This window comes from Treponema denticola, assembly GCF_024181645.1.
In the GTDB taxonomy this organism is placed as follows: domain Bacteria; phylum Spirochaetota; class Spirochaetia; order Treponematales; family Treponemataceae; genus Treponema_B; species Treponema_B denticola_A.
This window is the reverse complement of record NZ_CP058624.1, coordinates 1,071,471-1,097,179: the sequence shown is the minus strand read 5'-3', so window position 1 is coordinate 1,097,179 and position 25,709 is coordinate 1,071,471. Positions and strand designations below refer to the sequence as shown.

Sequence of the window (25,709 nt, the reverse complement as noted above, 5' to 3'; positions counted from 1 at the left end):
TAAATTTTAAGACTTATTTTTAATACTGTCAAGTACCGCATTTACAAATTTATAGGAATCATCGGTACCGAAATCTTTGGCCAAATTTATAGCCTCATCTATCACAATGGGCGGAGGGGTATCTTTTTGATAAAGAAGAGAATAGACACTCAATCTTAAAATAGCCTTATCAACCGAATTAAGCCGATCCATAACCCAGTTATCCAGATTTTCCTGAATTATCTTATCTATTTCGGTTATATTTTCGATTGTACCCAAGACCATCATCTTAGGAAAGAGATACTTATCGGGCTCAAGCTCGGATTCCAATTTCTCGGTTTGCTGCCAAGAAAATGTCAATAAATCATCAAGGACGGATACCCCCATATCCCAAGCAACAAGAGCTTGAAAAGCGAGAATCCGTCCTCTGCGTCTGCCTACACTCATCAGAACCTATCAATTACCACTTAAGAAGTTTATCAAGTTCCGCATCGCTTTTTAATATTTTGCAATTATCATCGGTGCGTAAAGTTTCGTACGTAGTCTGAATAAGAGATTGAACGGCATTCAGTGCAAGTCCCTGAGAAAGAAGGCTCTTTATCTGATCATAAAGAGTAATTTTAGATGAGGGATCAGGGATATCGCTTAAAGTCAAAATTTTAGCATCAAGCTTTTCCGTTATAACAAAAAACTGTCTGCTGTCTACCCTATCCTGTATGTCAAATATATAGTTTACATCTTTTGAGAAAATTTCCATTAAGGCTTCAGGAGTAGTATTTAACACCTGAGCGCCCGCTGCTGTTTTAGGTATATAACCTTCTTGGGCTACATAATTACCGGCTTCTGCATTTTTCTTGATGTTTGCAATCTCTTTTATGTTCTTTTTAACCTTTTTGTGTAATTCATTAATTTTATCGATTTCTTCCTTGTCTTTACCTTCTTTTTTTACGGCGACAAAAAGCATTTTGACCATATCGGGACGAACCAATTCACCTTTTTTCATTTCATAGTATGAACGTATCTGAGCATCTGTAGGTGTTGCCATTTTTATAATTTCTGCTTGATGTTTTGAATTTATATAGGTTTGAATTATAATATTATCTTTGATAATTTTTTTGAGTTCTTCAACAGTACAACCTGTTTGCTTTTTCATAAACTCGTCAAGCGATATATTTTCTTTTTGTTTTATTAATTTTGCGAATTCGCTTTCCGTTATCGGGGAATTTACTATTGTTGAAAGAGCATCGTTAAAAGCATTATCTACTTGGGAATTTGAAATCTTAATATTTTCTTTTTCGGCAGCCTGAACCAAAAGCTTGGTACGCATTAAACTTTCCAAAACAAGCTTTTTATCATCATTTGTAGCTACACTTCCGCCTTGAGATTCGGCAAATCTTACAAGCTTTTTAAGCTGCCCGAGAGTTATAGGTTCCTTTTTTGACAGGTTCACCTGTGCAATAACCTGTAAATCATTTTGGGCAGACAAAACACCCAAAAAACCAATCAACATCACTACAATAAAAACTTTCTTTTTCATTTTATCCTCATCTATCCCGTTTACACACACGGACTATATTTTCAAAAGAAGGCAAAGCCGAACTTTTCATTATTAACAAATTGTACAGCAATAGGTTACATTTAAATTTACGTACAATTTATTACATTTAATGTTCAAGTACTGCCCTTATGCGCCTGACCCCCGACGAAGAAGACTGTTCTTTTTTTATCACAAAATTTCCCAAAACGCCGGTTCTTTCGACATGGGGGCCACCGCAAACCTCGGTAGAAAAGTCTCCTATTTTGTATACCTTAACAACATCTTCATATTTTTCGCCGAAAAGAGCCATCGCTCCTATTTTTTTTGCTTCTTCCAATGGCATAACTTCCATAGTTACGGGTAAATCGGCCTTGATAGCCTCATTTACAAGCCTTTCAACCTCTTTTTTTTCGGCATCCGTCATGGGTTCGGGATGAGAAAAGTCAAAACGGAGCCTTTCAGCCGTTATATTCGAGCCCTTTTGCTGAACATGATCGCCTAAAACCATTCTTAAAGCCTTGTGCAAAAGATGGGTTGCCGTATGATAGGCCGTTGTCTGCTCCGAATGGTCGGCAAGACCGCCCTTAAATACCTGTTCGCTTCCGGCTCTGGACAGCTCCTGATGCTTTTTAAAAGCTTCATCAAATTCTTCCCTGTTTACGGTCAGCCCCGATTCGGAGGCAAGTTCTTCCGTTAATTCGATAGGAAAGCCGTAGGTATCATAGAGTTTAAAGGCCATTCTTCCAGGAATAATCTTTTTAGGATTTTTTAAAAGGTTCGGAAGCATTTTTTCGAATTCTGCCTCGCCTTTTTTTAAGGTTTCAAGGAATTTATCCTCTTCGGCCTTAAGCTCCGTTAAAATCAGAGTTTCATTTTCTTTTAGTTCGGTATAAAAACCGGCATTTTGAGCGATAACGGCAGAAGCCGGAACGGATAAAAAGTTGCCGTCTATGCCGAGTTTTTTGCCGTGCCTTACAGCCCGCCTGATAAGCCTTCTTAAAACATAGCCTGCTCCGATATTTGACGGAAGCGTAGTTTTTGGATCTCCCAAGATAAAACAGGCTGTTCGGACATGGTCGGCTATAATTCTGATAGAGGTATCGGTTTTTTCGTTATCGCCGTATTTTACGCCGCTTATGTCTTCGATAGATTTAATAATTGAAGTAAAGGCTTCCGTATTATAAACGGAAGACTTTCCTTGAAGCATGGCGACTGTTCGCTCGACACCCATTCCCGTATCTACGCATTTTCTTTCCAATGGAGAGTATGATCCGTCCATGTTTTTATGATATTGCATAAAAACATTGTTCCATATTTCTACATATTTACCGCAGTTACAGCCGGGGCGGCAATTTGAACCGCAGGCAGGTTTCCCCGTATCTATAAAAATTTCGGTATCGGGACCGCATGGGCCTGTTTCACCGGCAGGGCCCCACCAGTTATCTTCTTTCGGTAAAAAGAAAATTCTATCTTTAGAGACACCCAGACTTTCCCAAATAGAAGCCGATTCTTCATCACGGGGAGCATCTTCATTTCCTTCAAAGACCGTAAAGGAAAGTTTATCTATAGGAATCCCTAAATATTTTTCGTCGGTTAAAAATTCGAAGCTATAGGCAATTGATTCTTTTTTAAAATAATCTCCCAAAGACCAGTTTCCCAGCATTTCAAAAAAAGTCAGGTGAGAAGCATCCCCTACATCATCTATATCGCCCGTACGCACACATTTTTGCACATCGGTTAAACGGGTTCCCGCAGGATGAGGCTCCCCCATTAAATAAGGGACCAGCGGGTGCATACCGGCAGTTGTAAATAAAACCGTGGGGTCATTTTCAGGGATAAGAGACCTCCCCGAAATTTCCACATGTCCCTTGCTTTTAAAAAAGTCTATATATTTTGAACGCAGTTCATCAATCGTAATATTTTTATTCATAGGGAAACTATTTTAAGGAATAAAAAAGAAATTGTCAATTACCCTGCATTGGCTTATTAACGTCCACATAAAGGCCTTAATACCTCTCAATTCTTGTTTCAGTATACCCGGAACTTTTTACCCTATCCTTCAAACTATTACCGTCAGCCCCTCTGGGAATACGTACTTTTTTACAGTATAAACCATTTGAATTTCCAAAGGCGGCTGTACCAACTGAATTTACCTTACCCGGCAAGGTTATGACAGCTTCCGTACAAGATTTAAATGCCTGCACCCCGATAGTAGTTAAGTCGGCACATGACGATAGATCAACTGCAGCAATTTTTTTACAGTTTTCAAATGCAGATGATTTAATTTCACTGATAGTTTTCGGCAACTCTAAACCGCTTATTAAACCGCACCCTTGAAACAGTTTTTCATCAATAATTTTAAGGTCTAAACATGAGGATAAATCTACCATCCCTTCAAGTTCAACACACTGACAAAAAGCAGAGCTTCCGATTGATTTAAGGCTGTTCGGGAATTTTACTCCGGTAATTTTTTTACAGTTATAAAATGCAGATTTCCCTATAGATTGCATTGAAGTACACTGAGATAAATCTATCATTGTGTTTATGCCATTACAACCGTTAAATGCCGACTCTCCGAGTGTTTGTAAGCTTGCAGGGAATTGCACGCCGGTTATTCCATAGCATGAATTAAAGGCTTGATTACCGATAGCGGTCAATTCCCTACAGTTGCCTAAATTTAAAGTGCCTTCAATGCCGATACAACCCGAAAACGCAGAAGCCCCGATTCCTGTAACACCTTCACCTAAAATAAGCGTTTTAATTTTTTGACGCGAAGCCGGGAAGGCATCTGAACACTTAAAATTTATATTACCTTTTAAAACAGTTAATTTAGTTATATCTTTGTCATTATAAAACGAAGCATCGTTTCCGGTTGCTATTAAAATATCGCTGTTTCCAAATTCGACTGAAGCTAAGGCAGTACATTCTCCAAATGCTTTATTCCCAATTTTTGTAAGACTTTCCGGAAGTTTAATTTCCGTCAAACCGGAACATTTTAAAAATGCCGAGTCAGCTATTTCGGTAATATTGGGTGGGAATTTTACTGTTTGTATTTTTTTATCGGAAGAAAATATCGAATTTTCGATTTTTTGCAATTCCGTACAACCTGACATATCAATCGAGCCTTTTATATTGTAACAATTTGCAAAACAAGATGATCCGATAGTTTTAATGTTTTTTGGAAATCTAATGCCGCTTATATTAGAGCAGCCGTAAAAGGCGGAAGAGCCGAGCGACACTAACTTGTTACAAGCGGACATATCTAAAACACCTGATAAACCTATACAGCTTGAAAATGCTGAACTGTCGATTTTGGTAAGGTTTTTCGGTAACCGGACTCCAAGTAGTTTTGAGCAGCCGTAAAATGCCAAATAACCTATTGATGTTAATTTATCGCATTGCGACAAATCCAAAACGCCTTTTATACCGAGACACTCAGTAAAAGCTGTAGAACCAATTTCGGTAACATCCTCCCCGAAAACAACAGAGGAAATCGTTTTATATGAATCGGCAAGCATATCTTTTACCTTAAAAGTTACTTTGCCTGAAAGAATTGTCAGCTCCTTAATACTTTTGCACTTAAGAAAAGAATCGCTAGTACCAGTTGTATGGGTGATTGCACCGTTTCCAAGAACAACTTTTTTTAAAGCTATGCAGTTTGCAAAACTCTTATCCTTGAGCGTTTGCAACGAAGCGGGCAGTTTGATTTCCGTAATCGCCGAACAGTCTAAAAAGGCTGAACCTCCAATTTCGGTAAGATTTGTACATGCCAGCATGTCAAGTGCACCTCTTATACCGCGGCATTTTTCAAATGCATTATCTTGTATTGTTCTCAATTTTTGACCGAAAGTAATGCCGGTAATTGCCGAACAATTATAAAAAGCACTCCTACCTATTTCTAAAAGGTTATTCGGCAACTGCACAGCCGTCAGTGCACTACAGTCACTAAATGAATAGTTTCCGATTCGCTTAAGATTATTCGGCAACTGCACAGCCGTCAATGCATAACAGTTACTAAATGCATAGTTCCCGATTTGCTCAAGATTTTTCGGAAACTGTACTGCCATCAAAGCATAACAGTTATTAAATGCAGAGTTTCCAATTCGCTCAAGATTATCCGGGAAGGTAATGCTCCGCAGTGCTGAACATCCGGAGAACACACTGTTTTCAATTTTGGTAAGTTTTGAATATGGCGATAAATCTACTTGTTCTATCTGATAACAACCATAAAAAGCTCTATTTTCAATAGTTTCTATTGACTTAGGTAACTGAACCGTTTTTAAGTTTGAACAATTTTCAAAACATGACGACTTTATGCTTTTCAAGTTTTCACAATGGGCAATATTCAACTCGGCAATACCGCTGCAAGATAAAAACGCAGAATTATCGATAAATTCAAGCGAAGCTGGTAATTTAAGGACTTCCAAACTTGTACAATTACTAAAAGCAGAAGCATGTACTGACGTCAGTTTTTTACAGTGTGAAATATCCAAACCTGTAAGTTGTGTACAGCCGGAAAAGGCATTAGGACATATTGAAGTAACTTCTTCACCTAAATATAGCTGCGAAATTTTGTTTCCAAGTATGGATGAACACGGAAATGTTATATCGCCGCTCAATATACGCAACTCCGTAATTTGGTTACAGTCGTAAAATGCATTATCGCCGATAGTAACAGAACCTTTTTTGAATTCTACCGTCTTAATGCTTTTACAATTTGCAAAAGCATTTGTACCGATATCAGTAACAGTAGCCGATATGGTAATTTTAGTTATATCTGCAAGGTTATAAAATGCATAACCTTCGATTTTTGTAACACCTTCACATAATACAATTTCAGAAATATGCAGCTGAGACGTACTTTGAAACGCATAGCGGAAGTTGTACTTTACCACACCGCCCAAGATTGTAACTTTTGCCAATTTTTTGCATTGATCAAAAGTATTATAGACACATTGTGTTCCCCCATCTGCAAATTCAACTGCTTGAAGTTCCGCACAATTTTTAAAAGCATTTTGTTGTACGCTAATTAGCGTCTTTGGGAAAGAAACGCTTTTTATTGCATTACAGTCGGCAAATACATTCTGGCTTATTGTTGTAATGGTTTTTCCGCCGATTTGCTCTGGTATAACAAGATGTGCCGGTAAGTTTTTAGGCAGACAAGTATATCCGATAATCGCCCCGCTGCTATCCAGCTTAAAAATTCCTGTGTCAAATGCTTTAACAAAGACGGTACTATCAGAGGCAAAACAATAGTTATCCGTTATACTCGTACCATTTTCATCACCAAGCAGCCAGCTGATACTCAAATCGTTTTTAACGCTTATGCAATCTTTAATTTTAGGTTTTACTTCAGACAAAAGCGACCCACAGTGAATAGTAAGACTTGCTGTGTTTACCGTAACTTTGTCATTTCCTGCAATACGGACGGTGACAGTTTTTCGCTTGGACACGGCAAAAACAGTTACATCTTCCGTGAATGAGGTTTCGTTTGTTATTTCGATTCCTGTCGCACCGGTCAGTTTCCATTGCACAAATTCGTAATACTGTTTACATACCGCACACGATGCAACAGCGGTTTTTATACCGGTCCAGACGGAATTCTTTTTTACCTTTATACTATCTTTTTTTACTTCGATACCGTCATCACCTTGAACGGTTATGGTAATCATTTCGGCCGGAGGAACAGGAATTTTTTTTTCTTCAGCAAACAGTTTTGTGTCTGCTGTAAACTCATGGTCGTCGGTTAAAACCGCACCGCTTTGATTGTCGATTTTCCAAGCTATACACTCATAGCCATCAGCACATTCTATACTATCAGTTGCTGCCTGTTTAACCTCAGACCACTTTGTGCCTTTTTCAACCGTCAGCGTTTGCCGCTTTACTGTTATATTACTATCGCCGAATATACTCAAAGTAAACTTTTCTAATTGCGGTGAGCCTTGCTGTCTAACAACCGGAAAAATATCCGTATTGCTTTCAAAGGTATATGAATCATTGATAAAAACACTGTCCTCTGTGCGAAGTTTCCAACCGATAAGCTCATACCCTGGGTCAACAGTAAGACGCTTGATTGCTGTTTCTTTGATGCTGAGCCAAGATGACCTTGACCCAACGGGAAACTCAGGCTCCGATACTGTTGTATGCTCAATCTGCTTGATTCTAATCGTAATATTGGTATTTTGCGGCTCGTCTATTTTTTTTGCAACCGCAAAGAGAACTGAATCGTCGGTAAATTTTTCCTTATCGCTTATATCCGCACCGTTTTGTTGATTCAATTTCCATGAAGCAAGTTCATAGCCAAAAGTAAAAGTAATCAGTTTTTCAGCTTCTTTTTTTACCTCAGAACCTACAGCTCCTTTTTCAACCCAAAACGAAACTTTTTCTTTTTTTAAATGCTCACCAATTACCAGTATTTTAATCCGATTTGCATTGGTATTTACCTCATACGGTTCTTTAACAACTGTTACTGTTTGCTTACAGCTCATACAAAAACTGCTCAGCAAAACAGCAAAAATCACAGTTCTAATAACAACAAAAGTAAAAAGCTTCTTCATAAATGACACATCCTTTTTTATTCTATGAATGCAGTATAGGCCTTCATCCATTTTTTGTCAATTATCCGCCACAGAAATCATTTTTTTATATAAAAATACCTGAGTAAAGATTTTTTACGGCAATGCCGAAAACTTTTTAAAATTTAAGTTTTCTTTAGGCTAGATTTTAATCTTACTATCTGTTAAAATGCCCTCGCTTGAGAGGGCTTTTTTAATGGATAGTGTAAAAAATTTAAAAAACAAGCTTCCGCCTCACAATATGGAAGCAGAAAAGGCTGTTTTGGGAGCTATTTTAATAGATCCTGATGTCTTTACCTTTGTAAGACCGATTTTAGATGCAGCAGCTTTTTATTCTCCTCAGCACCAAAAGATATATAAGGCTATTTCGGAATTAGACACCCAGTCTCAAAAGGCGGATATTTTAATATTAACAGACTATCTTCGCTCGGCAAATGAATTGGATTCAGTCGGAGGAGCAAGCTACATAGCATCGCTTACGGATGAGGTTCCAAGCTCTGCAAACTACGAATTTTATGCAAAAATCGTGTTGGAAGCCGCTATAAGAAGAAATTTGCTAAAAGTTTCCAATAAAATTTCTGCAGATGTATTTGATGACAGCATATCGAGCCGAACAGTCTTGGAAGAAGCTCAAAAAAGCATCTTTGACCTTACGGAAGCCGGTAATTCGGCGACTTTTAAGTCTTTGGCTGAGGTCATAATGCCTACTTTGGAGGTTCTCCAAAAACTACACGAACGCAAAGGAGCATACACCGGTGTCCCCTCAGGTTTCGGTAATTTGGATAATATGACCTATGGATTTCAGGACTCGGAATTTATAATAATAGGAGCCCGTCCCTCCGTAGGAAAAACAGCCCTAGCCATGACCATGGCAGCCCACATCGCTATTGACGAAAAAATTCCGACAGCCTTTTTTTCTCTTGAAATGTCCGATATGCAGTTGGTACAGCGTTTGATAGCTTCGAGAGCAAAAATAAATTCAAACAGAATAAGGTCTGCAAACCTAACGGCCAGAGATTTCGGCAAGGTCTCAGAAACCTGCGGTACCCTCTATGAAGCCCCTTTTTACCTTGTGGATATGCCTAATATGAAGCTTTTGGACTTAAGAGCCATAGCCCGCCAGCTTTGTAGTCCGCCCTATAACGTAAAAATCATTTTTATAGACTATATAACCCTTATTACAGGCGAAAATGCAAGCATACCGCGTCATGAACAGATTGCAGAAATTTCAAGGTCTCTAAAAAGCCTGGCAAGAGAACTGAATATTCCCGTAGTTGCCCTATCTCAGCTGACAAGGGATGCCGAAGGAAAAAAACCGGGGCTTGCCGATATAAGGGAATCGGGTTCTCTTGAACAGGATGCCGATGTGGTCATGTTTTTACACCGTGAAAGAGCCGACACAAGCGAAGATGAAGCAAAACCTATTCCTACCGAACTCATTTTAGCAAAACAAAGAAACGGCCCCATAGGTACGGTCCCGCTTTTGTTTTTATCCCAATATACAACCTTTGTTACCGAAGCTAAAGAAAAATAAGAAAATCTTCTTGACTATTGGCAGAAAAAGAAGGATAATATACTTAAGATTATTATTTTAAGGAGGTTTCTTTGAAAAAAGTAAGAGTATTACTTTTGCTATTGTCTGTTCTTTTTATTTTTTCATGTAAGTCTGCTCCCAAACAGAAAGAAGAAAAGCCGGCTGAACCTGAAAAAACTCAAGAACAAGAAGTAGTAAAGGAAGAAACAGATAAGAAAGCGGAAGAAAAAAATATGCCCGATGATTATTACACGGTATATTTTGCACCGCAATCTTATCAAATCGATCAGTTTACCGCACAAATACTAAAAGAAATAGGCGAAGATCTAAAGGCAAAAAATGTAGAGAAAATCGTCATTTACGGTCACAGTGCAAAACTGGATTCACAAAAAGATGAAGATCGTATTGCATTACAACGGGCAATTGCTGTTGCAAGCTATTTTCAAAAAATGAAGCTGTTTGATGCTAACAATATAATCGTCGAAGGTAAAGGAGCACGTGAACCTGCCCGAAACCATTCAGAGATTACTGACCGCTTCAAAAACCGAAGAGTCGAAATTCACAGTGTTAAATAAACACTATGAAATTTTAAAAAATCATTTTGGAGGTAACTAATGATTAAAAAAATTTTTTTTGCAGCCTTATGTTCACTTTTAGTTGTTTCAGCTTGGGCACAGGCTCCCTCTATTGTAGGAACAGACTATGTCCGCCCCGCAATTCACTATGTTGAAGAAGGCACCAACTATGTAAACAGTGATGTCTTTTTTAAACTAAGATCAGCCGATAAAGAAACCGGTCTTGACTTTGTAGAATTTGCCTTAAATGGTGCAGCCTTTATGAGATACAAGAACCCCTTCCAACTTCTCGAAGAAGGGAAATATGATATTTCATACAGAGGATTTGATAACAGCGGAAATCTGGAATTGCCCAAAACTTTGTCGGTAATCGTAGACAATACGGCTCCTGATACAATGATCAAGACAACAGCACCTTTGTACAATGACGGTGTAGTAGTTTATTGCTCAGCCGATACAAAGTGGTATGTTTCTGCAGCCGACATAGTCGGAGGATCAGGTGTAGCAGCCGGTTATATGGGAACGGATCTTAACTCTCTTAAAATGTCCGGAAACGGAAAAGAATCGGAGCAGACCTATGTTTCTTTAGATGGTGAAGGACCTGTAAACCTTTATTACACAGCTATTGACAATGTAGGAAACCTTGCTCCTATTAAGTTACTCGCAGTTACTATCGACAGAACAGCACCCGTTGTAAGCATTGCAAATTCAAACCGTCTTATCAACAAGGACGAGAAGTACATGGTATTCCCCAGCGATACTGTTGTAGATGAAGAAGGCAGAGTTATAGTTTCTACAAGTGAAACCGTTTCATTTGCAGCAAAAGATAACCTTTCAGGCGTTGACGCAATTTATGTAAAAGTAAATGACGGAGAATATACCAAGTATGTAGAACCGATCAGATTTACACAAAATGCAGTTTACAACATCGAAGTTAAGGCTATCGATAATGTAGGCAATGTTTCTGAGCCTGTTATGTACACATTCTATGTTGATCAGATTACACCTAATTCGGATGTTGATATAATCGACAGGTCCGGGAATCTTATTCCGGCCACAACCCCCGCAAATGCCCAGTAAAAAAATTGAGGCATCACCGATCAATCGGCTTCCGATATAACGATTAATCGGTTTCCGATATAATCGGTAATATAAAAAAGCCGAAGTAAACGGGATATCCCTGCTTCGGCTTTTTTGTTTTGTAAAAATATAAAGTATGAAGTTAAAAAAAATATGTTTTTGTATTTTAATTCTCATAAATTTTTCATATGTTTTTGGAAATACCGATCTAAACAAAGCAAAAACGGAAATTGAAACAGAGTTAAGCTATCCTTTAAATTTTAATATTTCTATATCGCATTTTTTAAGGTCTTACAAGGAAAATTCTAATTCAAAATATACGGAACTGGAGTTTAAAGCCTCATTGAAGCCTGCAAATATTTTGGGGTGTTTAAATGTAAAAATAGTTTATCTGCCTTTTATCAACTTCTTCTCCGGAACTACAATAAGTACAGGCTGGGCCTATCCTAGCCTAAATTTTTATGGACTTGCCGAAAATAAAAATGTCAATAACTTACAGGTTATCAAACCGCTATATTTTTCAAAATTCTTTATTGATCTCAATGCAGGCCTAGAACTTTATTTTGATTTAAACTCAAAAATAAAAAATGAATGGTCAGGTCTAATTTTAAAAACAAGGCATATTATAAGTTACAAAGACATTGTTCCTCAAACAACTGAGGATTTTTTCTTTTTCGACAATGATGATGGTGAAAACAGAAACGGAGCCCGTTATACCGGAACATACTCGATAGAATACAATATGCCTCTTTACTTAAACACAATAAGAGTAGAGCTTATAAGCCATAAAAACCTATATAAGCCTCTCCCTTTTACTAAAAATAAAGCCGAACGATTATGGACTTTTGAATTAAAGAATGAACTATTTTTTAAAGCCTCCGAAAAAACACGCATAAAACTTCAAGCTGTATGGAAGACAGCTCCAATCTATTATAATTACAAAGATGAAGCTCATTTTACACAAAAAATAATCAATTCAAAAAAGAATATCGGTATGTTTTTTGAGTCCGTTGCAATCAGTCTTATATTTAAACTATAGGGCATCTCTAAAAACTCGGTTAGTTTTTAGAGATGCCCGACGAGTATTTTTTATAAATTGTTATACTATAATAATTTATAAAAAATACGTCGCAAATAAATCTAAGGAAAACCTCTAAAAACGGAAGTTTTTAGAGGTTCCCTATAGCTTTAGCTCCCGGGTTGAAAAAAGCCTTTATCCGTAATTATGCCTGCGCAAAGTTCATAAGGCGTTATATCAAAGGCAGGATAAAGCCCTGAGATTAAACCGTTCTTATGTTCAGGGCTAAAATCATCCGGTAAAATTGCAGTTCTTTTTCCCATAGCATAAAGAGCTTCTTCGGGATTTCTATATTCAATTTTTACTTCTTTTGCAGAAACATAATTTTTATCGGGAAAGCCTATTGCATAATAAGGAATACCAAAGTAACTTGCAGCTATAGCAATTTGAAGGGTTCCTATCTTGTTTATGATAGAACCATCAAGGCTTATAACATCGGAAGCTGAAACACAAAAGTTAATCTTTTTTTCGCTCATTAAAAGGGCTATCATATTGTCGGTAATGACGGTAGTGTCAAAGCCCATGTCATAGGCCAAAGAAGCGGTCAATCGGGCTCCTTGAAAATATGGACGGGTTTCGGCACAAAAAACCTTGATATTTTTATCGGTTTCTTTAAACCTGCGTAAATATCCTCCGACTGTAGTCTCTCCGAAACATTGGGTTAAAATTGAAGAGCCGTCAGGAACCAAATCGGCAAAAAAAGAGCCGGCTGCCGCATTTTTTTTATACCTGACATTGTTTTGTTCCACCGCATTTTGTTTTAAGGAGGTAATAATTTCATTTGAAGATGCTCCGCTTTGGATGAGTCTTTCAAAGAGGCTCAATGATTCGGCTGTAAGAAGCTCCATCGCCTTGCTTGTGGTAGGGCGGGCATGGGATAGAGCATAGGCTGCCTCTTTCATAAACTCAAGGTATGCCGTTTTTGAAAGATTTTTTCCTTGATAGGCAGCAAGAGCCATACCCATAGCAGCCGCTGAAAATGGCCCGCCGCTTTGGGTTACCATGTCGGCAATAGCCTTTGCAACTTCCTCATATATTTTACATATACAAAATTCTTTTTTTTCGGGATAAATACGCCTGTCTAAAATACGCACTTCTCCACATTCTTCATCAAACCAAGCAACATTTTCATATTGCAAAATAAAGCCTAAGTTATAATCTTCTCTCGGCTGTTTTTTAATATCGCTCATAATAATACTATAATCATTTTGGGCATTTTTGTCATCTTTTTTAGCTCAAACTATTGACAAAAATATAAAAAAAGAATATACTCCTCCGTGTGAACAAGACTTTTAGATGACTTGCTCATAAAATTTCAATACTTGACATTTTTTGGGTTTATGTATATTATACACACGCTCACTGTTAAGCGAGAGTGGTGGAATTGGCAGACACGCTAGACTTAGGATCTAGTGCTTCGGCGTGAGGGTTCAAGTCCCTCCTCTCGCACAATTCCACAAAACAAAAAGTGGAGTAGAATTGCGGGAATAGCTCAGTGGTAGAGCGCCACCTTGCCAAGGTGGATGTCGCGAGTTCAATCCTCGTTTCCCGCTTCTAAAGCGATTCGGTGAACGGATCGCTTTTTTTTATACCCTTTTATATAAAGGGCAGTCTTAAAATCAACTCTAAGGAAGGAAAAATGGACTACGAAAAGAACGTAACTCTTAAAGAAAAATCACATGCGGAACTTTCAGTAAAAATCAAAAAAGCTGATGTTCAAGAAAGCTATAAAAAATTGCTCAACAAATATTCAAAAGAGCTTCAAATACCGGGATTTAGAAAAGGAAAGGTTCCCGTATCCGTACTTGAAACAAAATACGGCGATGCTATCAAGGGAGACCTTGCAGGAGACCTAATCGAAGAGTCCTTAAAAGAAATCTTTGAATCTCTTGATGAATATGAAAGACCTCTCCCCTACTCTTATCCCGAACTGAACGAAAAGCCCGAATTAAAAGTTGAAGAAGACTTTTCCTTTACAGTCCATTATGATGTCTTCCCCAAGGTAGAAATTAAAAAAACGGAAGGCTTTACTATCGAAGTGCCGGAAGCAAGCGTTTCTGAAAAAGACATCAAAAAAGAACTTGAAAGACTTCAAGAGCGGAATGCCCTTGTTACAGCCTGCAAAGAAGGAGCTTCAGCAGAAAAAGATCACATTGCAACAATCGATTATTGCGAACTTGACGATAAAGGAAAAACAATCGAAGGCACTGAAAGAAAAGACTTTGTATTTACAATGGGTTCAGGATTAAATATCTATAAGATTGATGATGATATAGTCGGCATGAAAAAAGGTGAATCTAAGGAAATCACAAAGACCTTCCCCGAGGACGATTCAAACGAAGAACTTGCCGGAAAAACAAAGAAAATAAAGGTAACTCTTACAGCTCTTAAATACAAGGATTTACCGGCACTTGATGATGACTTTGCTCAAGACATAAATGAAAAGTATAAGAACTTGGACGAACTAAAGGCCGATATCAAGAAAAAGTTTGAAATAAGTGTAGAAGAAAAAATCAAATCTTTACAAAAAAATGCTTTAACCGAACAAATGGTAAAAGAACATACAATAGACCTTCCTGAATCTATGGTAAGAGCAGAGCTTGAATCCAGATGGATGATGATGGCTAATCAATTTAGAACTACACCTGAAGAACTTGAAAAAATGTTCGGTAAAGGCCCGCAATCAAAAGCAGCTCTTTTAGAAGGCTGGAGAGAAGATTCCGAGAAGACCTTAAAAGAAAGAGTTTTAATTGAAACCCTTCTTAAAGAAAAAAATATTGAAGTAAGCGATGACGAGATTGAAGCCGAATATGTCCGCTTATCCGAAAGAATGGATATCACTCTCGATGAGCTGAAAAAATATTATTCCAACCCTCGCGAAAAAGAATATTTAAGCGAAGGCTTAAAAGAAGAAAAACTTTTTAAAGCTCTTTATGAAAAATCGACAATCAAAAAAGGCAAGAAAATTACCTTTGAAGAACTTTTAAAAGATTAAATTTTGCTGTTTTAAGGAAAAAAAATGAGTACACTTGTACCTTATGTAATTGAACAAACCGGAAACGGAGAACGCAGCTATGATATTTTCTCGCGTCTTTTAAAGGATAGGATTATCTTTGTAGACGGAGAAATAACCGATATGTCTGCCGATTTGGTTGTAGCCCAGCTTTTATTTTTAGAGGCCCAAAATCCCGACAAGGATATCAGCCTCTATATAAACAGTCCCGGAGGCTCTGTAACGGCAGGTCTTGCGATTTACGATACTATGCAGCACATTCGTCCCGATGTACAAACAATTTGTTTGGGTCAATGTGCCAGTATGGGCGCAGTCCTTTTAGCCGGAGGAGCAAAAAACAAACGCTATGCCCTCCCCTCATCCCGTGTTATGATTCACCAACCATGGGGCGGAGTTCAAGGACAGGCGGTAGATATCAATATCCAAGCTAAAGAAATTGTAAGATTAAAAAAACTTACCATTAAATACTTTGCGGAAAATACCGGCAAGACGGAAAAACAGGTAGCCGCCGATATGGAAAGAGATTTCTTTATGTCGGCCGAAGAAGCCTTAGCCTACGGTATTATCGATACCGTTATGAATAGGAGAAAAGATGGCTAGAAATAGAATGGGCGGGGCTTTAATATGCTCTTTTTGTAATAAACCTGAAAGTTCTGAACGCTTTGTAGTTCCGGGGCCCGGAGGTATTGCCATCTGCGATAGATGTGTAGATCTTTGCGGAAGCTATATAAAATCGTATAAGACTGTCAGACCTGTAGACCGTTCAGGCCCTATTCCCACACCTCAAGAGCTCAAAGACTATCTTGATGAATATGTAATAGGCCAAGAACAGGCAAAGAGAGTTCTATCTGTAGCTGTTTATAACCACTATAAGCGGATAATGAATCCTCCTTTAAAAGATGATGTAGTCATAGAAAAGTCAAATGTACTTTTACTAGGTCCTACAGGATCCGGTAAAACTCTTTTAGCAAAAACCCTTGCACAAAAAATGCAGGTTCCCTTTGCCATAGCCGATGCAACAACCTTGACTGAAGCAGGTTATGTAGGCGAAGATGTCGAAAATATCCTCCTTAAGCTTATTCAAAATGCAAACGGAGATATAAAAGAAGCCGAAAGAGGTATCATTTTTATCGATGAAATCGATAAGATTTCCAGAAAAAGCGAAAATGTTTCCATTACCCGCGATGTATCGGGCGAAGGTGTTCAACAAGCTCTTTTAAAAATAATCGAAGGAACTTCAGCCTCCGTTCCACCTCAGGGCGGAAGAAAGCATCCTAATCAGGATATGCTTAAAATAGATACAACAAATATCCTCTTTATCTGCGGAGGAGCATTTGTAGGCTTGGATAAAATAGTGGAAGCCCGTATCTCTACAAAACCTATAGGCTTCGGTGCCGAGGTTAAAAAACTGAGTGAAAAAAATCTTACCGAGTTGTATGATCAGGTTTCACCCGATGATTTGGTAAAATTCGGTCTTATCCCGGAACTGATAGGACGAATCCCGATAAAGGTTGCCTTAAATGAGCTTACAAAGGAAGACCTAACACGCATATTGGTTGAACCCAAAAATGCCATAATAAAGCAGTTTCAGGCAACCTTTAAACTTGATAATGTCGATCTTCACTTTGACAAAGATGCTATTACGGCCATTGCTCAGCAGGCTATAGACCAAAATACGGGAGCCAGAGGTTTACGTTCCATTGTAGAAAAACTTATGCTGGATGCAATGTTTGAAGCCCCATCCTTAAAGGGTAGAAAAGAGCTTATAATAAATAAAAAAATGATAGGAAGCAACTCGTCAAAACCTAAGATAAAACTTCTTGGCGAAAAAACGGCTTAAAACTTATCGATAAAAACACCGATTTAAACTAAAAAAGACTGTTCCAATAAGGAGATTATGGGCAGTCTTTTTTTTAAACATTTCCTTTTGCAACTACTACAAGGAAAGAAAAAAGAACAGCCGATATTATCGATAAAAACAATAAAAGTATATCCGTAAGGAATTTTATAATATCAATTTCTTTATAACGTATCATAAAAAAAATTCTAACGGCAATTGCTGCAAACGTAAAAATTATAAGTAAGACACAAAGACTCATCAATACATTTAATATTATAAATAAGCTGGAGTCTAAAAAATCTTGGGAACTGCTTAAAACATAAAAAATAATAAAAGCAATGATAGAAGCACTCAAAAATCTTATTGAGCGGTCTAAAAAGCGAATAGTAAAACGTTTATATTTGGGCTGGGGGTTTATATCTTTACTATCCATATGGGTTTAAATTTAAATATGCGGATAAAATATCCGCATATTTTTAAAGTCTTAGTTTTCCGATTCCGAATTTTGAACTTCTTCAGTAGCGGAATTTTCTTCTGCTGAAACTTGTTCCTCAGAAGCTTCTTCGTCCCTGCGAGGTCTTCGTCCTTTTTTCTCGGAAGGCTTAACAGGCTTTTCTTCAGCAATCTGAGCCTCAACGGTAAAAGAAATCTCTGCAGAGGTATTTTCATAAAGCTTTACAAGGGCCTTATGCACACCTGTGCTCTTAACGGTTTGACCGGGGATTTCAATACGTTTTCTTTCAATATCGAAATCAAGTTTTTGCAGCTCATCAAAAAGAGTTTGAGTTGTAACGGCACCGTATAGTTTTCCGTTAGGTCCTGCAGGCATAAGAATCTTAATTGAAAGAGCCTCAAGTCTTTCTTTAAGACTTGCAGCATCTTGGCGTTTTGCAGCCTTTTTAGCCTCAATTTCTTCTTTGCGTGATTCAAAATGAGCCAGAGTAAACTCATTACAAGGAACAGCTAAGTTTCTGGGGAAGAGGTAGTTTCGGGCATATCCCTTGGCTACGTTCTTAATATCTCCTTCTTCTCCGAGATACTTAACATCTTCATTTAAAATAACCTTCATATACAAGCTCCTAAAAAAAAATATCCGCCCAATTCCGGGAGTCGGAAAGGGCTTAATAGTGTTATTTTAATGTAAGCAACATACCCTAAAGTAAAGAGGCTTGAGGCAGCTTGCTTACACTAAAAATTCTACTCGTTCATAACGAAAGGAAGCAAAGCAACAGCTCTTGCACGCTTAATTTCAACGGCAAGTTTTCGCTGATGTTTTGCACAAGTGCCGGTAATTCTTCTGGGAAGAATCTTACCGCGTTCGGTTATAAAGCGGCGTAAAGCATCCGGTTCTTTATAATCGATCTTTAACTTTTGTGCACAAAAGCGGCAAACCTTTTTGCGGTAAAAAGATCTACCCTTTCTTTTGTCTTCGCCTTCGCGAATATTTTCCTGCATGTTAGCTTCCATGTCTACATCATTCATTGTTTCGTCTGACATTTAAATCTCCTTAAAATGGAATATTATCCAAATCTGAATTTCCCATATCCGGCTGGTAATCGTCATAAGAAGGCTCCTGTCTTCTTTGATAAGCAGAAGGTGCCTGATTTCCATCATTATACTGATTATTTCCGCTGCCCTGATATGATCCTTGGCGTTGAGGTGCGGCCTGTGATTGTCCGCCCTGACCTGCCGAGCCGCCGACAAGCTGAATATTGTTAGCAACAATTTCCACCTTGCTGCGGGTTTGCCCGTCTTGCTCCCAGCGGTTTTGCCTAAGCTCACCGTCAATAGCAACCTGTTTACCTTTTACAAGGTATTGGTTTAGGGCTTCACCCTGCCGGCCCCAAAGAACCACGTCAAAAAAACTTGCTTCCTCGCTCCAGTCATCGCCTGTTTTCCGTCTTCTGTTGACCGCTATAGCAAAATTACAAACCGCAATACCGGAAGACGTATATTTAAGCTCAGCATCTCTAGTTAAGCGGCCTACCAATACTACATGGTTTATATCTGCCATAAAGTCTCCTTTTTAGTCCTCTAAACGAACAAAAAGATAGGTCAACATCTGAGTGATCAGCTTAAAACGCTTGTCCAATTCAATCATTTTTGCAGGATCTGCTTCAATGTTGAAAAGCACATAACGTCCCTTTGTCTTCTTTTTGATTTCATAAGCTAAATCCCGATCGCCGAAAGGCTCTTCAGACTTGATCTGAACACCGAAATCCGCCAGAATTGAATGTAGAGCATCTATTCCCGGTTTATAGAGATCCTCTTCAACCGGAAAAACCGTCATAAGTTCATAGTTTCTCATGTTCCCTCCTATGGACACATTTCTGAGGCCCGCATTTTCTGCGAGCCGGAGTTTTCATAGAATATCAAAAAATACTATCTTAGTCAATACCCGGCATAAAACCGATTAATGCCTAGCATTTCATCATGCCGCATACTGTAGGCTTTAGCATTTCATCATCCCGGCATACCGTATGCTTTAGCACTTCATCATCCCAAAGACCATTACGAAAAGAGCAACGGTTTCGCAAAGACCTACGATAGTAATGTACTGTACAAAGCCCTTTCCTGTTTCGGCCATAGCATCGGAACCTGAAGCAGAAGCTTTACCTTGAGCAATAGCAGATGCTGCGATAGAAACACCGCAAACAAGGCCTAAGCCCAATAAAAACCAATCGCTCTGAGATGATGTAAGCATCCTGTTCATAAGCAAGAAACCGTAAAGAGTCTGCGTAAGAGGAGCACCTGCAAAGGCGACCAAACTAAAGGGAGCAGGCTTGTTATTTAAATAACAGCGCTTCCATGCACCGATTGTTGACTGACCTGCAATTGCAAGACCGATTGCAGAACCGATAGCTGAAATACCTAACGCAGCAGCAGCACCAAAAAAACCAAAAGTCATATCCTTCCTCCAAATTTATTCGTTAAAGGGTTCATATTTAAAGCCCGACCAAGTCAAGCCTACATGATTAGAGAATTCCAAGGTATTCAACCGAACACCGTGGACTATAACGGAAAGCACGTTCATAATATAGTTAAGACCGTGTCCGAACAATAAAAGTAAGACTCCTGCAAAGATTATAAAACCTCCTAAGGCAGGGCCTGCCATCTCGTTTACGGTTGCACTTATAGCGCCTCCTGCAAGACCTACAGCCCAAAGTCTTATGTAGCTCATAATATCTGCAAATACGTTTACTACGCCCAAAAGCATATTGATAATGTTTTTTAAGCTTTCAACAATAGCCTGCCCTATCCCTGTAGAATAGTTTACAAAGATAAAGTTTAAAGCAAAACCTGCACCTATCGCAAGGAGCACGGTATTATTTATTGCATACTTTTGGGAATCTACAACAAGGTTTAAAACCACAAAATACATTCCGCCAAGCATCGAAAGAGAGCCTACATCGGCAAGGAATTTGGGAGACTTAATGTTCCTAAATAAACTTACTACATGGGCTATCATCAGCTGGGTTAAGCCTAGGGTAAAGCAAAGCAAAATCTGGTTTTGATTGCGTACATCCTCAGGGGTAAAGTTTGCAATAGCCGGAACCGCCAATTTTTTAAGAAAAGGCGGTACAATCTCGGTAGACATACCGAACCAGTTACAGACCAAGGTACCCCAGATAACGGTCATAAGTCCTAAATAGCCGAACATATAAAAAGCCGTAGGCACTTTTTGTTTTTTTGCCTTTGTTTTTAATATCAAAATAATTGAAATTACAAACAAAACAGCACCGTAACCGGCATCCCCGAATATCATTGCAAAGAAAATTCCGAAAAAGAGCAGAAACCAAAGAGATATATCCGGCTCAGTATAACCGGGAACAGTACCTAAAAAGTCGATTAAGGGAGAAATCAGATTTACAATCTTATTTCGCTTTATCTTTGTAGGTACAGGATCTTCTTCTTCGGGATCTTGAGAAATATAGGCCCAAGACTTTTCTTTTGCTAGGGAAGAAAGTTTAGTTTCATCTTCGCATGGAATATAACCTGTAAGCCAAACAAGCTGAACTCTCTCTGCATCATCTTGATCGCCGAAATCTATCGTCTGCATACCCTCATGCACAATCTCAAATTGAAGCTTCTTGGTAACAATCTCGTCCAAGGCACGGAGGGAGTTTAAGTAGGCAGACATCTTTGTCATTTCCTGCTTGTAAGAAGAAATCTTAGCCGTTAAACTCTTAAGTTTTTCTTTTAAGGCCTTAACGGAAGTTTCAGGCAATTTTAAAGGAATAATATCCTGAGGTAAATCAGCCGGAAGAGCATTTGTTTTACTCCAGATTAAAAACCTTACTCCCGTTTTCCCCTGCCCCACTAAAATAGTCCTAATATCTTCGGAAAGGGAAGAATAAGTTTTTAATGAGGTAGTTGCAGGAAAAAGATAGATACCTTTTTCTTCCAAGAAATTAAAATCGGCAGTATTTATTTCTCCCCACTCTGCATAAGATGCTATTTCACCTGAAAGCCTTGCAGATTCTTCCATATTGCTCTTATAAGAAGCTGTTAAGGACAAGACGGAATCTACAAAGGTAAGGGTATCTTCTTCACTTAAAAGAGAGGGCGGCGTTACTCCTTTTTTCTCTTTTTTGGGAAGATATTCCGTTAAAAGGCTCATAGCAAGAGTTATATCGTTTTTTTCGGATCTTAGCTCGTTTATCAAGGTACCGTTTGCAGGACGGTCTTCAATATGTAAGAGCCCTAATTTTCTTAAATCTTTTAAGGCATGACGCTGCTCATTTTTTAAGACTAAAAGAGTTACTTTTTTCATAGGTACAATCATAGAGCTTCATCCTTATGATGAACCTTTTCAAGGTTCTTTTTTGAAATCTTACCGCGAACAACAGCTGCAACCTGCTGATCGCCCAAATAAACCGTAATCTTCTTTATGTTTGCCCTAGTTTCGGGTATTTTAACCTTTTCAAAGAGGTTTACGCGCTGAGTGGTCGTTCTAAGCTCCGTATTCAATAGGCGGACTTGTTCGTCAAGTACCTTTGCCTCAAGGTCTAAGCTCAAAACTTCCTGTAATTTCTCAGCTGCCGTATCAACCCAAAGAGGAGTCTTATAAAGATCATACTTAGAGCGTTCAAATTCAGCACCGGAAAAAACAGGGATACTCACTCCGGCAATATTTCCGGTTGAAGTTAAAAGCTCTTTTATCTTAACCATCGAGGGCTGAAAAACATTTTGCTCGCCGAATACCGCTACCCAGTCTTCGAATTCCCGATTAAGGGCATCCCTGTGAAGCCTTACTTCTTTAGCCCGGGCCTCGATGGTGCGGATTTCGGTTTGAAGCTGCTGTTTTTTGAGCTGAAGAGTCGGCAAGTATCTTCTGTACATTTTTAAAGATTCTTTTTGATTCTTTAGCTCATTTTTTGTCAGTTTTATCGCCATAGCCTACCCTTTAGTTTGCCGGCCAGTACTTATTTACCAACTCGGATTTAATACCTGTTTCTTCACGGGTAAAACATTCGGCAAGAATTTTCCAGCCTAGGTTGAGAGCATCTTCAAGCGGAATGTTTACGGACAAGTCCATCATTCCCGATTCGAATTTTGCACCGTATTTTAGGAGCTTTTCGTCCCATTCGCTCATCATAAAGCCCATGGACTTCTTTTCCAAGGTATCTTTATATGAGGCGTAAAGCTTAATCATATTGTCCATCAATGCACGGTGGTCATCCCTTGTTTTACCATTTACGTTTTGCTTTAATCGTGAAAGACTTCCGAAGGGCTCAATTCGTCCGTTTTTAAGGTAGAACTGACCTTCGGTAATATAACCGGTGTTATCGGGAACCGGATGAGTTACGTCATCGCCCGGCATTGTGGTAACGGCCAAGACCGTAACGGAACCTGCGTCAGCAAAGTCTACAGCCTTTTCATAGCGGGCTGCAAGCTGACTGTAAAGGTCTCCGGGATAACCTCGGTTTGAAGGAACCTGTTCCTGAATAATGGCTATTTCTTTCATTGCATCTGCAAAGTTTGTCATATCGGTTAAAAGAACCAAAACGTTCTTACCTGCAATGGCAAATTTCTCTGCAACTGCAAGACACATATCCGGAATCATAAGGCACTCAACCGTCGGATCTGCTGCCGTATGAACGAACATAGCTGTTCGGCTCAAAGCACCGGCTTCTTCAAGAGTGTCCTTAAAATAAAGATAATCGTCATATTTTAAGCCCATTCCGCCCAAGATAATTACATCAACCTCGGCCTGCATAGCTATTCGGGCTAAAAGCTCGTTATAAGGCTCACCTGAGATTGAAAATATGGGCAGCTTTTGAGAAACAACAAGGGTGTTAAATACGTCAATCATCGGAATACCGGTTCTAATCATTCTGTTTGCAAGAATACGCTTTGAGGGGTTTACCGAAGGGCCTCCTATAGGAATCATGTTATCCTTTAAGGCAGGGCCTGAATCCCTCGGATCGCCTGAACCGTTAAAAATGCGGCCGAGCAAGTCCTCGGAATAACTTACCTGCATTTCCTTGCCTAAAAAGCGTACCTCATCTCCGGTTGAAACACCTCGGCCGCCTGCAAAAACCTGCAAGGAAACCAAATCGCCATCAAGCTTATTGACTTCGGCAAGAGAGGCTCCGAAACGGGTTTGAACTTCAGCCAATTCTCCGTATGATACGCCGTCGGCCTTAACCGTAATAACCGAACCGTTAATCGATTCTATTTTACTATATACCTTTTTCATCTTACACCGCCTGCTTCAATAATTTTTTTGCACTCTCATCTAAGCTATCCGCTTTTTCGGCGATGTGCTTTTTAATTCCGTCTTCATGGGATTTAAATGCATCCGAGCCCCAAGGCGAGTAGTTATAGTCGATGAACATAAGTTTAAGTTTGCTGAAATAAGAGCGGGCTTCATCCTTTGAAACAAATTTAAATGAAGTGCCTAAAATTTCAATCAAAATATGATATATGTGCTGCTGGCGCTCAACCGAAACTGCATCATCTACCTTATCAAAGGAGTTTTGCTGCAAGTAAACGGCATCGAGTAAGTCGCCTTTTAAGTAAACGATAAAGTCCTCGATACTTGTTCCTTCTTCACCTACAACCTTCATCATCTGTTCAACCTCGGTACCTCGGCGTAAAAAGCTTCTTCCGTATTTAACTTGTTCTAAAGGAAGAACGCTGGGATATTTTGACCAAGAATCGAGGGGATGAATTGCCGGATACTTTCGGGCATCGGATCTTTCTCGTGAAAGGCCGTGGAAGGCTCCTACTACCTTTAGCGTGGCCTGAGTTACGGGCTCTTCAAAGTTACCGCCCGCAGGAGATACTGTTCCTCCGATTGTAACGGAACCCTTTGAACCGTCGCTTAGGCGGACAATACCTGCCCTTTCGTAGAAGGCTGCGATGTAGGATTCAAGATAGGCAGGGAAGGCTTCTTCACCGGGGATTTCTTCCAAGCGGCCCGACATTTCTCGAAGAGCCTGAGCCCATCGGCTGGTAGAGTCTGCAAGAAGAAGAACGTCCAAGCCCATTTGGCGGTAGTATTCTGCAAGAGTTACGCCTGTATAAACCGAAGCTTCACGGGCAGCAACCGGCATCGAAGATGTATTACAGATAATTATTGTACGCTCCATGAGGGTTCGGCCCGTTTTGGGGTCTTTAAGTTCAGGGAATTCGGTAAGAGTTTCTACAACTTCACCGGCACGCTCACCGCAGGCTGCAATAATAACGATGTCGACATCGGCATTTCGGCTGGTTGCATGCTGCAAAACGGTTTTTCCTGCACCGAAGGGACCGGGAATACAATAGGTTCCGCCCTTTGCAACGGGGAAAAATGTATCCATTGTTCTCATCTTTGTAACCAAGGTTTCCGTCGGCTTTAAGCGTTCTGCATAACAGTCGATTGCACGTTTTACAGGCCACTTAAAACTCATGGTAAGAGGTATTACGTTTCCTCTTTCGTCCGTAACCTCAGCTATTGTATCGTCTACGGTATAATCGCCTTCAGATTTTATAGATTTTAATTTATAAGTTCCATACATGTTAAAAGGAATCATGATGCGATGGGTAAAGCTGCCTTCAGGTACGGTTCCCAGCAAGTCTGCACGCTTAAGGGTATCTCCTTCTTTGGCAGAGGGAGTAAAGTGCCATTTTGCCGTTCGGGAAAGGGCGTTTAAGTAGATACCTCTTTCCAAAAAATAACCGGCTTGTTCAGCGAGCTCAGGCAAGGGATTTTGAAGTCCGTCATAAACTTGACCTAAAAGACCGGGGCCTAACTCTACCGAAAGAAGATCTTCGGTAAACTCGACAGGGTCACCGACCTTTATTCCCTTTGTAATTTCAAATACTTGAAGCTGAGCTACTTCTCCCCGAATACGGATTACCTCGCTTTTTAGTTTTTTTGAACCAACCTCAACATAGCCTACCTCGTTAAGGGTAACCAAGCCTTCAAAAGCAACGCTTATCATGTTACCGTTAATACCGACTACTTTTCCTTTTGTTTTAGTCATATCATAACTCCAAATACGTATAAT

21 protein-coding genes and 2 tRNA genes are annotated in these 25,709 nt (G+C 39.2%); 9 read left to right on the top strand and 14 right to left on the bottom strand.

Annotation, left to right across the window (positions count from 1 at the left end):
- Positions 1-6: 6 nt before the first annotated feature.
- The 4 genes from nusB to HO345_RS05190 form a co-directional block, all read right to left on the bottom strand.
- Complete coding sequence (gene nusB / locus HO345_RS05205) at positions 7-426, bottom strand: transcription antitermination factor NusB (RefSeq protein WP_253684356.1); 420 nt, start codon at positions 424-426, stop codon at positions 7-9.
- A gap of 13 nt (positions 427-439) precedes the next feature.
- Positions 440-1,516: an MOSP complex formation periplasmic protein, TDE1658 family gene (locus HO345_RS05200; protein WP_253684355.1), complete on the bottom strand. Its 1,077-nt coding sequence runs from the start codon at positions 1,514-1,516 to the stop codon at positions 440-442.
- Positions 1,517-1,643: 127 nt separating this feature from the next.
- On the bottom strand, positions 1,644-3,446 hold the full coding sequence (locus tag HO345_RS05195; RefSeq protein ID WP_253684354.1) for an alanine--tRNA ligase: 1,803 nt from the start codon (positions 3,444-3,446) through the stop codon (positions 1,644-1,646).
- A 76-nt stretch (positions 3,447-3,522) separates the two neighbouring features.
- Positions 3,523-8,073, bottom strand: coding sequence for a leucine-rich repeat domain-containing protein (locus tag HO345_RS05190; protein WP_253684353.1), 4,551 nt, complete (start codon positions 8,071-8,073; stop codon positions 3,523-3,525).
- 214 nt (positions 8,074-8,287) lie between these two features.
- On the opposite strand from HO345_RS05190, the gene dnaB reads away from it, so the two are divergent.
- From dnaB to HO345_RS05170, 4 genes are all read left to right on the top strand, one after another.
- On the top strand, positions 8,288-9,625 hold the full coding sequence (gene dnaB / locus HO345_RS05185; protein WP_253684352.1) for a replicative DNA helicase: 1,338 nt from the start codon (positions 8,288-8,290) through the stop codon (positions 9,623-9,625).
- A gap of 71 nt (positions 9,626-9,696) precedes the next feature.
- Positions 9,697-10,200, top strand: coding sequence for an OmpA family protein (locus HO345_RS05180; protein WP_253684351.1), 504 nt, complete (start codon positions 9,697-9,699; stop codon positions 10,198-10,200).
- 39 nt (positions 10,201-10,239) lie between these two features.
- Complete coding sequence (locus HO345_RS05175) at positions 10,240-11,280, top strand: OmpL47-type beta-barrel domain-containing protein (RefSeq protein ID WP_253684350.1); 1,041 nt, start codon at positions 10,240-10,242, stop codon at positions 11,278-11,280.
- Between the two features lie 136 nt (positions 11,281-11,416).
- The gene (locus HO345_RS05170) at positions 11,417-12,319 is read left to right on the top strand and encodes a hypothetical protein (protein WP_253684349.1); all 903 of its coding nucleotides are present in this window, start codon (positions 11,417-11,419) and stop codon (positions 12,317-12,319) included.
- A 149-nt stretch (positions 12,320-12,468) separates the two neighbouring features.
- On the opposite strand, the gene HO345_RS05165 is transcribed toward HO345_RS05170, so the two are convergent.
- Positions 12,469-13,548, bottom strand: a complete 1,080-nt coding sequence (locus HO345_RS05165; RefSeq protein WP_253684348.1) for a s-methyl-5-thioribose-1-phosphate isomerase — start codon at positions 13,546-13,548, stop codon at positions 12,469-12,471.
- A gap of 179 nt (positions 13,549-13,727) precedes the next feature.
- Here HO345_RS05165 and HO345_RS05160 point away from each other — a divergent pair.
- The 5 genes from HO345_RS05160 (at position 13,728) to clpX (ending at position 17,211) form a co-directional block, all read left to right on the top strand.
- Positions 13,728-13,807 (top strand) — tRNA-Leu (locus HO345_RS05160).
- A gap of 32 nt (positions 13,808-13,839) precedes the next feature.
- Positions 13,840-13,911, top strand: a tRNA-Gly gene (locus HO345_RS05155).
- Positions 13,912-13,997: 86 nt separating this feature from the next.
- The gene (gene tig, locus HO345_RS05150; protein WP_253684347.1) at positions 13,998-15,353 is read left to right on the top strand and encodes a trigger factor; all 1,356 of its coding nucleotides are present in this window, start codon (positions 13,998-14,000) and stop codon (positions 15,351-15,353) included.
- Between the two features lie 24 nt (positions 15,354-15,377).
- Positions 15,378-15,971, top strand: a complete 594-nt coding sequence (gene clpP, locus HO345_RS05145; RefSeq protein ID WP_253684346.1) for an ATP-dependent Clp endopeptidase proteolytic subunit ClpP — start codon at positions 15,378-15,380, stop codon at positions 15,969-15,971.
- A complete protein-coding gene (gene clpX, locus HO345_RS05140) occupies positions 15,964-17,211 on the top strand; it encodes an ATP-dependent Clp protease ATP-binding subunit ClpX (protein WP_253684345.1) in 1,248 nt (415 codons plus the stop codon). Before clpP ends, clpX begins: the two co-directional genes overlap by 8 nt.
- A 484-nt stretch (positions 17,212-17,695) precedes the next feature.
- Here the strand turns inward: clpX and rplI are convergent, their stop codons facing one another.
- From rplI to HO345_RS05095, 9 genes are all read right to left on the bottom strand, one after another.
- A complete protein-coding gene (gene rplI, locus HO345_RS05135; RefSeq protein WP_253684344.1) occupies positions 17,696-18,280 on the bottom strand; it encodes a 50S ribosomal protein L9 in 585 nt (194 codons plus the stop codon).
- Positions 18,281-18,408: 128 nt separating this feature from the next.
- A complete protein-coding gene (rpsR, locus tag HO345_RS05130) occupies positions 18,409-18,678 on the bottom strand; it encodes a 30S ribosomal protein S18 (RefSeq protein WP_080641254.1) in 270 nt (89 codons plus the stop codon).
- Between the two features lie 40 nt (positions 18,679-18,718).
- On the bottom strand, positions 18,719-19,225 hold the full coding sequence (gene ssb, locus HO345_RS05125; RefSeq protein ID WP_002689198.1) for a single-stranded DNA-binding protein: 507 nt from the start codon (positions 19,223-19,225) through the stop codon (positions 18,719-18,721).
- Between the two features lie 12 nt (positions 19,226-19,237).
- Positions 19,238-19,519 (bottom strand): 30S ribosomal protein S6, encoded by a 282-nt coding sequence (gene rpsF / locus HO345_RS05120; protein ID WP_002669351.1) that lies wholly within the window; start codon positions 19,517-19,519, stop codon positions 19,238-19,240.
- Positions 19,520-19,696: 177 nt separating this feature from the next.
- Positions 19,697-20,119, bottom strand: a complete 423-nt coding sequence (locus tag HO345_RS05115) for an ATP synthase subunit C-like protein (protein ID WP_002669353.1) — start codon at positions 20,117-20,119, stop codon at positions 19,697-19,699.
- A gap of 15 nt (positions 20,120-20,134) precedes the next feature.
- Positions 20,135-21,997 carry a V-type ATPase 116kDa subunit family protein gene (locus HO345_RS05110; RefSeq protein ID WP_253684343.1) on the bottom strand — a complete coding sequence of 621 codons (1,863 nt, stop codon included), beginning with the start codon at positions 21,995-21,997 and terminating at the stop codon, positions 20,135-20,137.
- Positions 21,994-22,608, bottom strand: a complete 615-nt coding sequence (locus HO345_RS05105; RefSeq protein WP_010697438.1) for a V-type ATP synthase subunit D — start codon at positions 22,606-22,608, stop codon at positions 21,994-21,996. Before HO345_RS05105 ends, HO345_RS05110 begins: the two co-directional genes overlap by 4 nt.
- Positions 22,609-22,618: 10 nt before the next feature.
- Positions 22,619-23,914 carry a V-type ATP synthase subunit B gene (locus tag HO345_RS05100; protein ID WP_010697439.1) on the bottom strand — a complete coding sequence of 432 codons (1,296 nt, stop codon included), beginning with the start codon at positions 23,912-23,914 and terminating at the stop codon, positions 22,619-22,621.
- 1 nt (position 23,915) lies between these two features.
- Positions 23,916-25,685, bottom strand: coding sequence for a V-type ATP synthase subunit A (locus HO345_RS05095; protein ID WP_253684342.1), 1,770 nt, complete (start codon positions 25,683-25,685; stop codon positions 23,916-23,918).
- Positions 25,686-25,709: the final 24 nt, after the last annotated feature.

Coding starts and splice junctions, on each gene's coding strand:
- HO345_RS05110 (WP_253684343.1), bottom strand. CDS start 21,997: ATGATTGTACCTATGAAAAAAGTAACTCTTTTAGTCTTAAAAAATGAG.
- nusB (WP_253684356.1), bottom strand. CDS start 426: ATGAGTGTAGGCAGACGCAGAGGACGGATTCTCGCTTTTCAAGCTCTT.
- rpsF (WP_002669351.1), bottom strand. CDS start 19,519: ATGAGAAACTATGAACTTATGACGGTTTTTCCGGTTGAAGAGGATCTC.
- HO345_RS05095 (WP_253684342.1), bottom strand. CDS start 25,685: ATGACTAAAACAAAAGGAAAAGTAGTCGGTATTAACGGTAACATGATA.
- clpX (WP_253684345.1), top strand. CDS start 15,964: ATGGCTAGAAATAGAATGGGCGGGGCTTTAATATGCTCTTTTTGTAAT.
- HO345_RS05190 (WP_253684353.1), bottom strand. CDS start 8,073: ATGAAGAAGCTTTTTACTTTTGTTGTTATTAGAACTGTGATTTTTGCT.
- rpsR (WP_080641254.1), bottom strand. CDS start 18,678: ATGGAAGCTAACATGCAGGAAAATATTCGCGAAGGCGAAGACAAAAGA.
- HO345_RS05115 (WP_002669353.1), bottom strand. CDS start 20,119: ATGACTTTTGGTTTTTTTGGTGCTGCTGCTGCGTTAGGTATTTCAGCT.
- clpP (WP_253684346.1), top strand. CDS start 15,378: ATGAGTACACTTGTACCTTATGTAATTGAACAAACCGGAAACGGAGAA.
- HO345_RS05165 (WP_253684348.1), bottom strand. CDS start 13,548: ATGAGCGATATTAAAAAACAGCCGAGAGAAGATTATAACTTAGGCTTT.
- HO345_RS05175 (WP_253684350.1), top strand. CDS start 10,240: ATGATTAAAAAAATTTTTTTTGCAGCCTTATGTTCACTTTTAGTTGTT.
- HO345_RS05195 (WP_253684354.1), bottom strand. CDS start 3,446: ATGAATAAAAATATTACGATTGATGAACTGCGTTCAAAATATATAGAC.
- HO345_RS05100 (WP_010697439.1), bottom strand. CDS start 23,914: ATGAAAAAGGTATATAGTAAAATAGAATCGATTAACGGTTCGGTTATT.
- ssb (WP_002689198.1), bottom strand. CDS start 19,225: ATGGCAGATATAAACCATGTAGTATTGGTAGGCCGCTTAACTAGAGAT.
- rplI (WP_253684344.1), bottom strand. CDS start 18,280: ATGAAGGTTATTTTAAATGAAGATGTTAAGTATCTCGGAGAAGAAGGA.
- HO345_RS05170 (WP_253684349.1), top strand. CDS start 11,417: ATGAAGTTAAAAAAAATATGTTTTTGTATTTTAATTCTCATAAATTTT.
- HO345_RS05105 (WP_010697438.1), bottom strand. CDS start 22,608: ATGGCGATAAAACTGACAAAAAATGAGCTAAAGAATCAAAAAGAATCT.
- HO345_RS05200 (WP_253684355.1), bottom strand. CDS start 1,516: ATGAAAAAGAAAGTTTTTATTGTAGTGATGTTGATTGGTTTTTTGGGT.
- dnaB (WP_253684352.1), top strand. CDS start 8,288: ATGGATAGTGTAAAAAATTTAAAAAACAAGCTTCCGCCTCACAATATG.
- tig (WP_253684347.1), top strand. CDS start 13,998: ATGGACTACGAAAAGAACGTAACTCTTAAAGAAAAATCACATGCGGAA.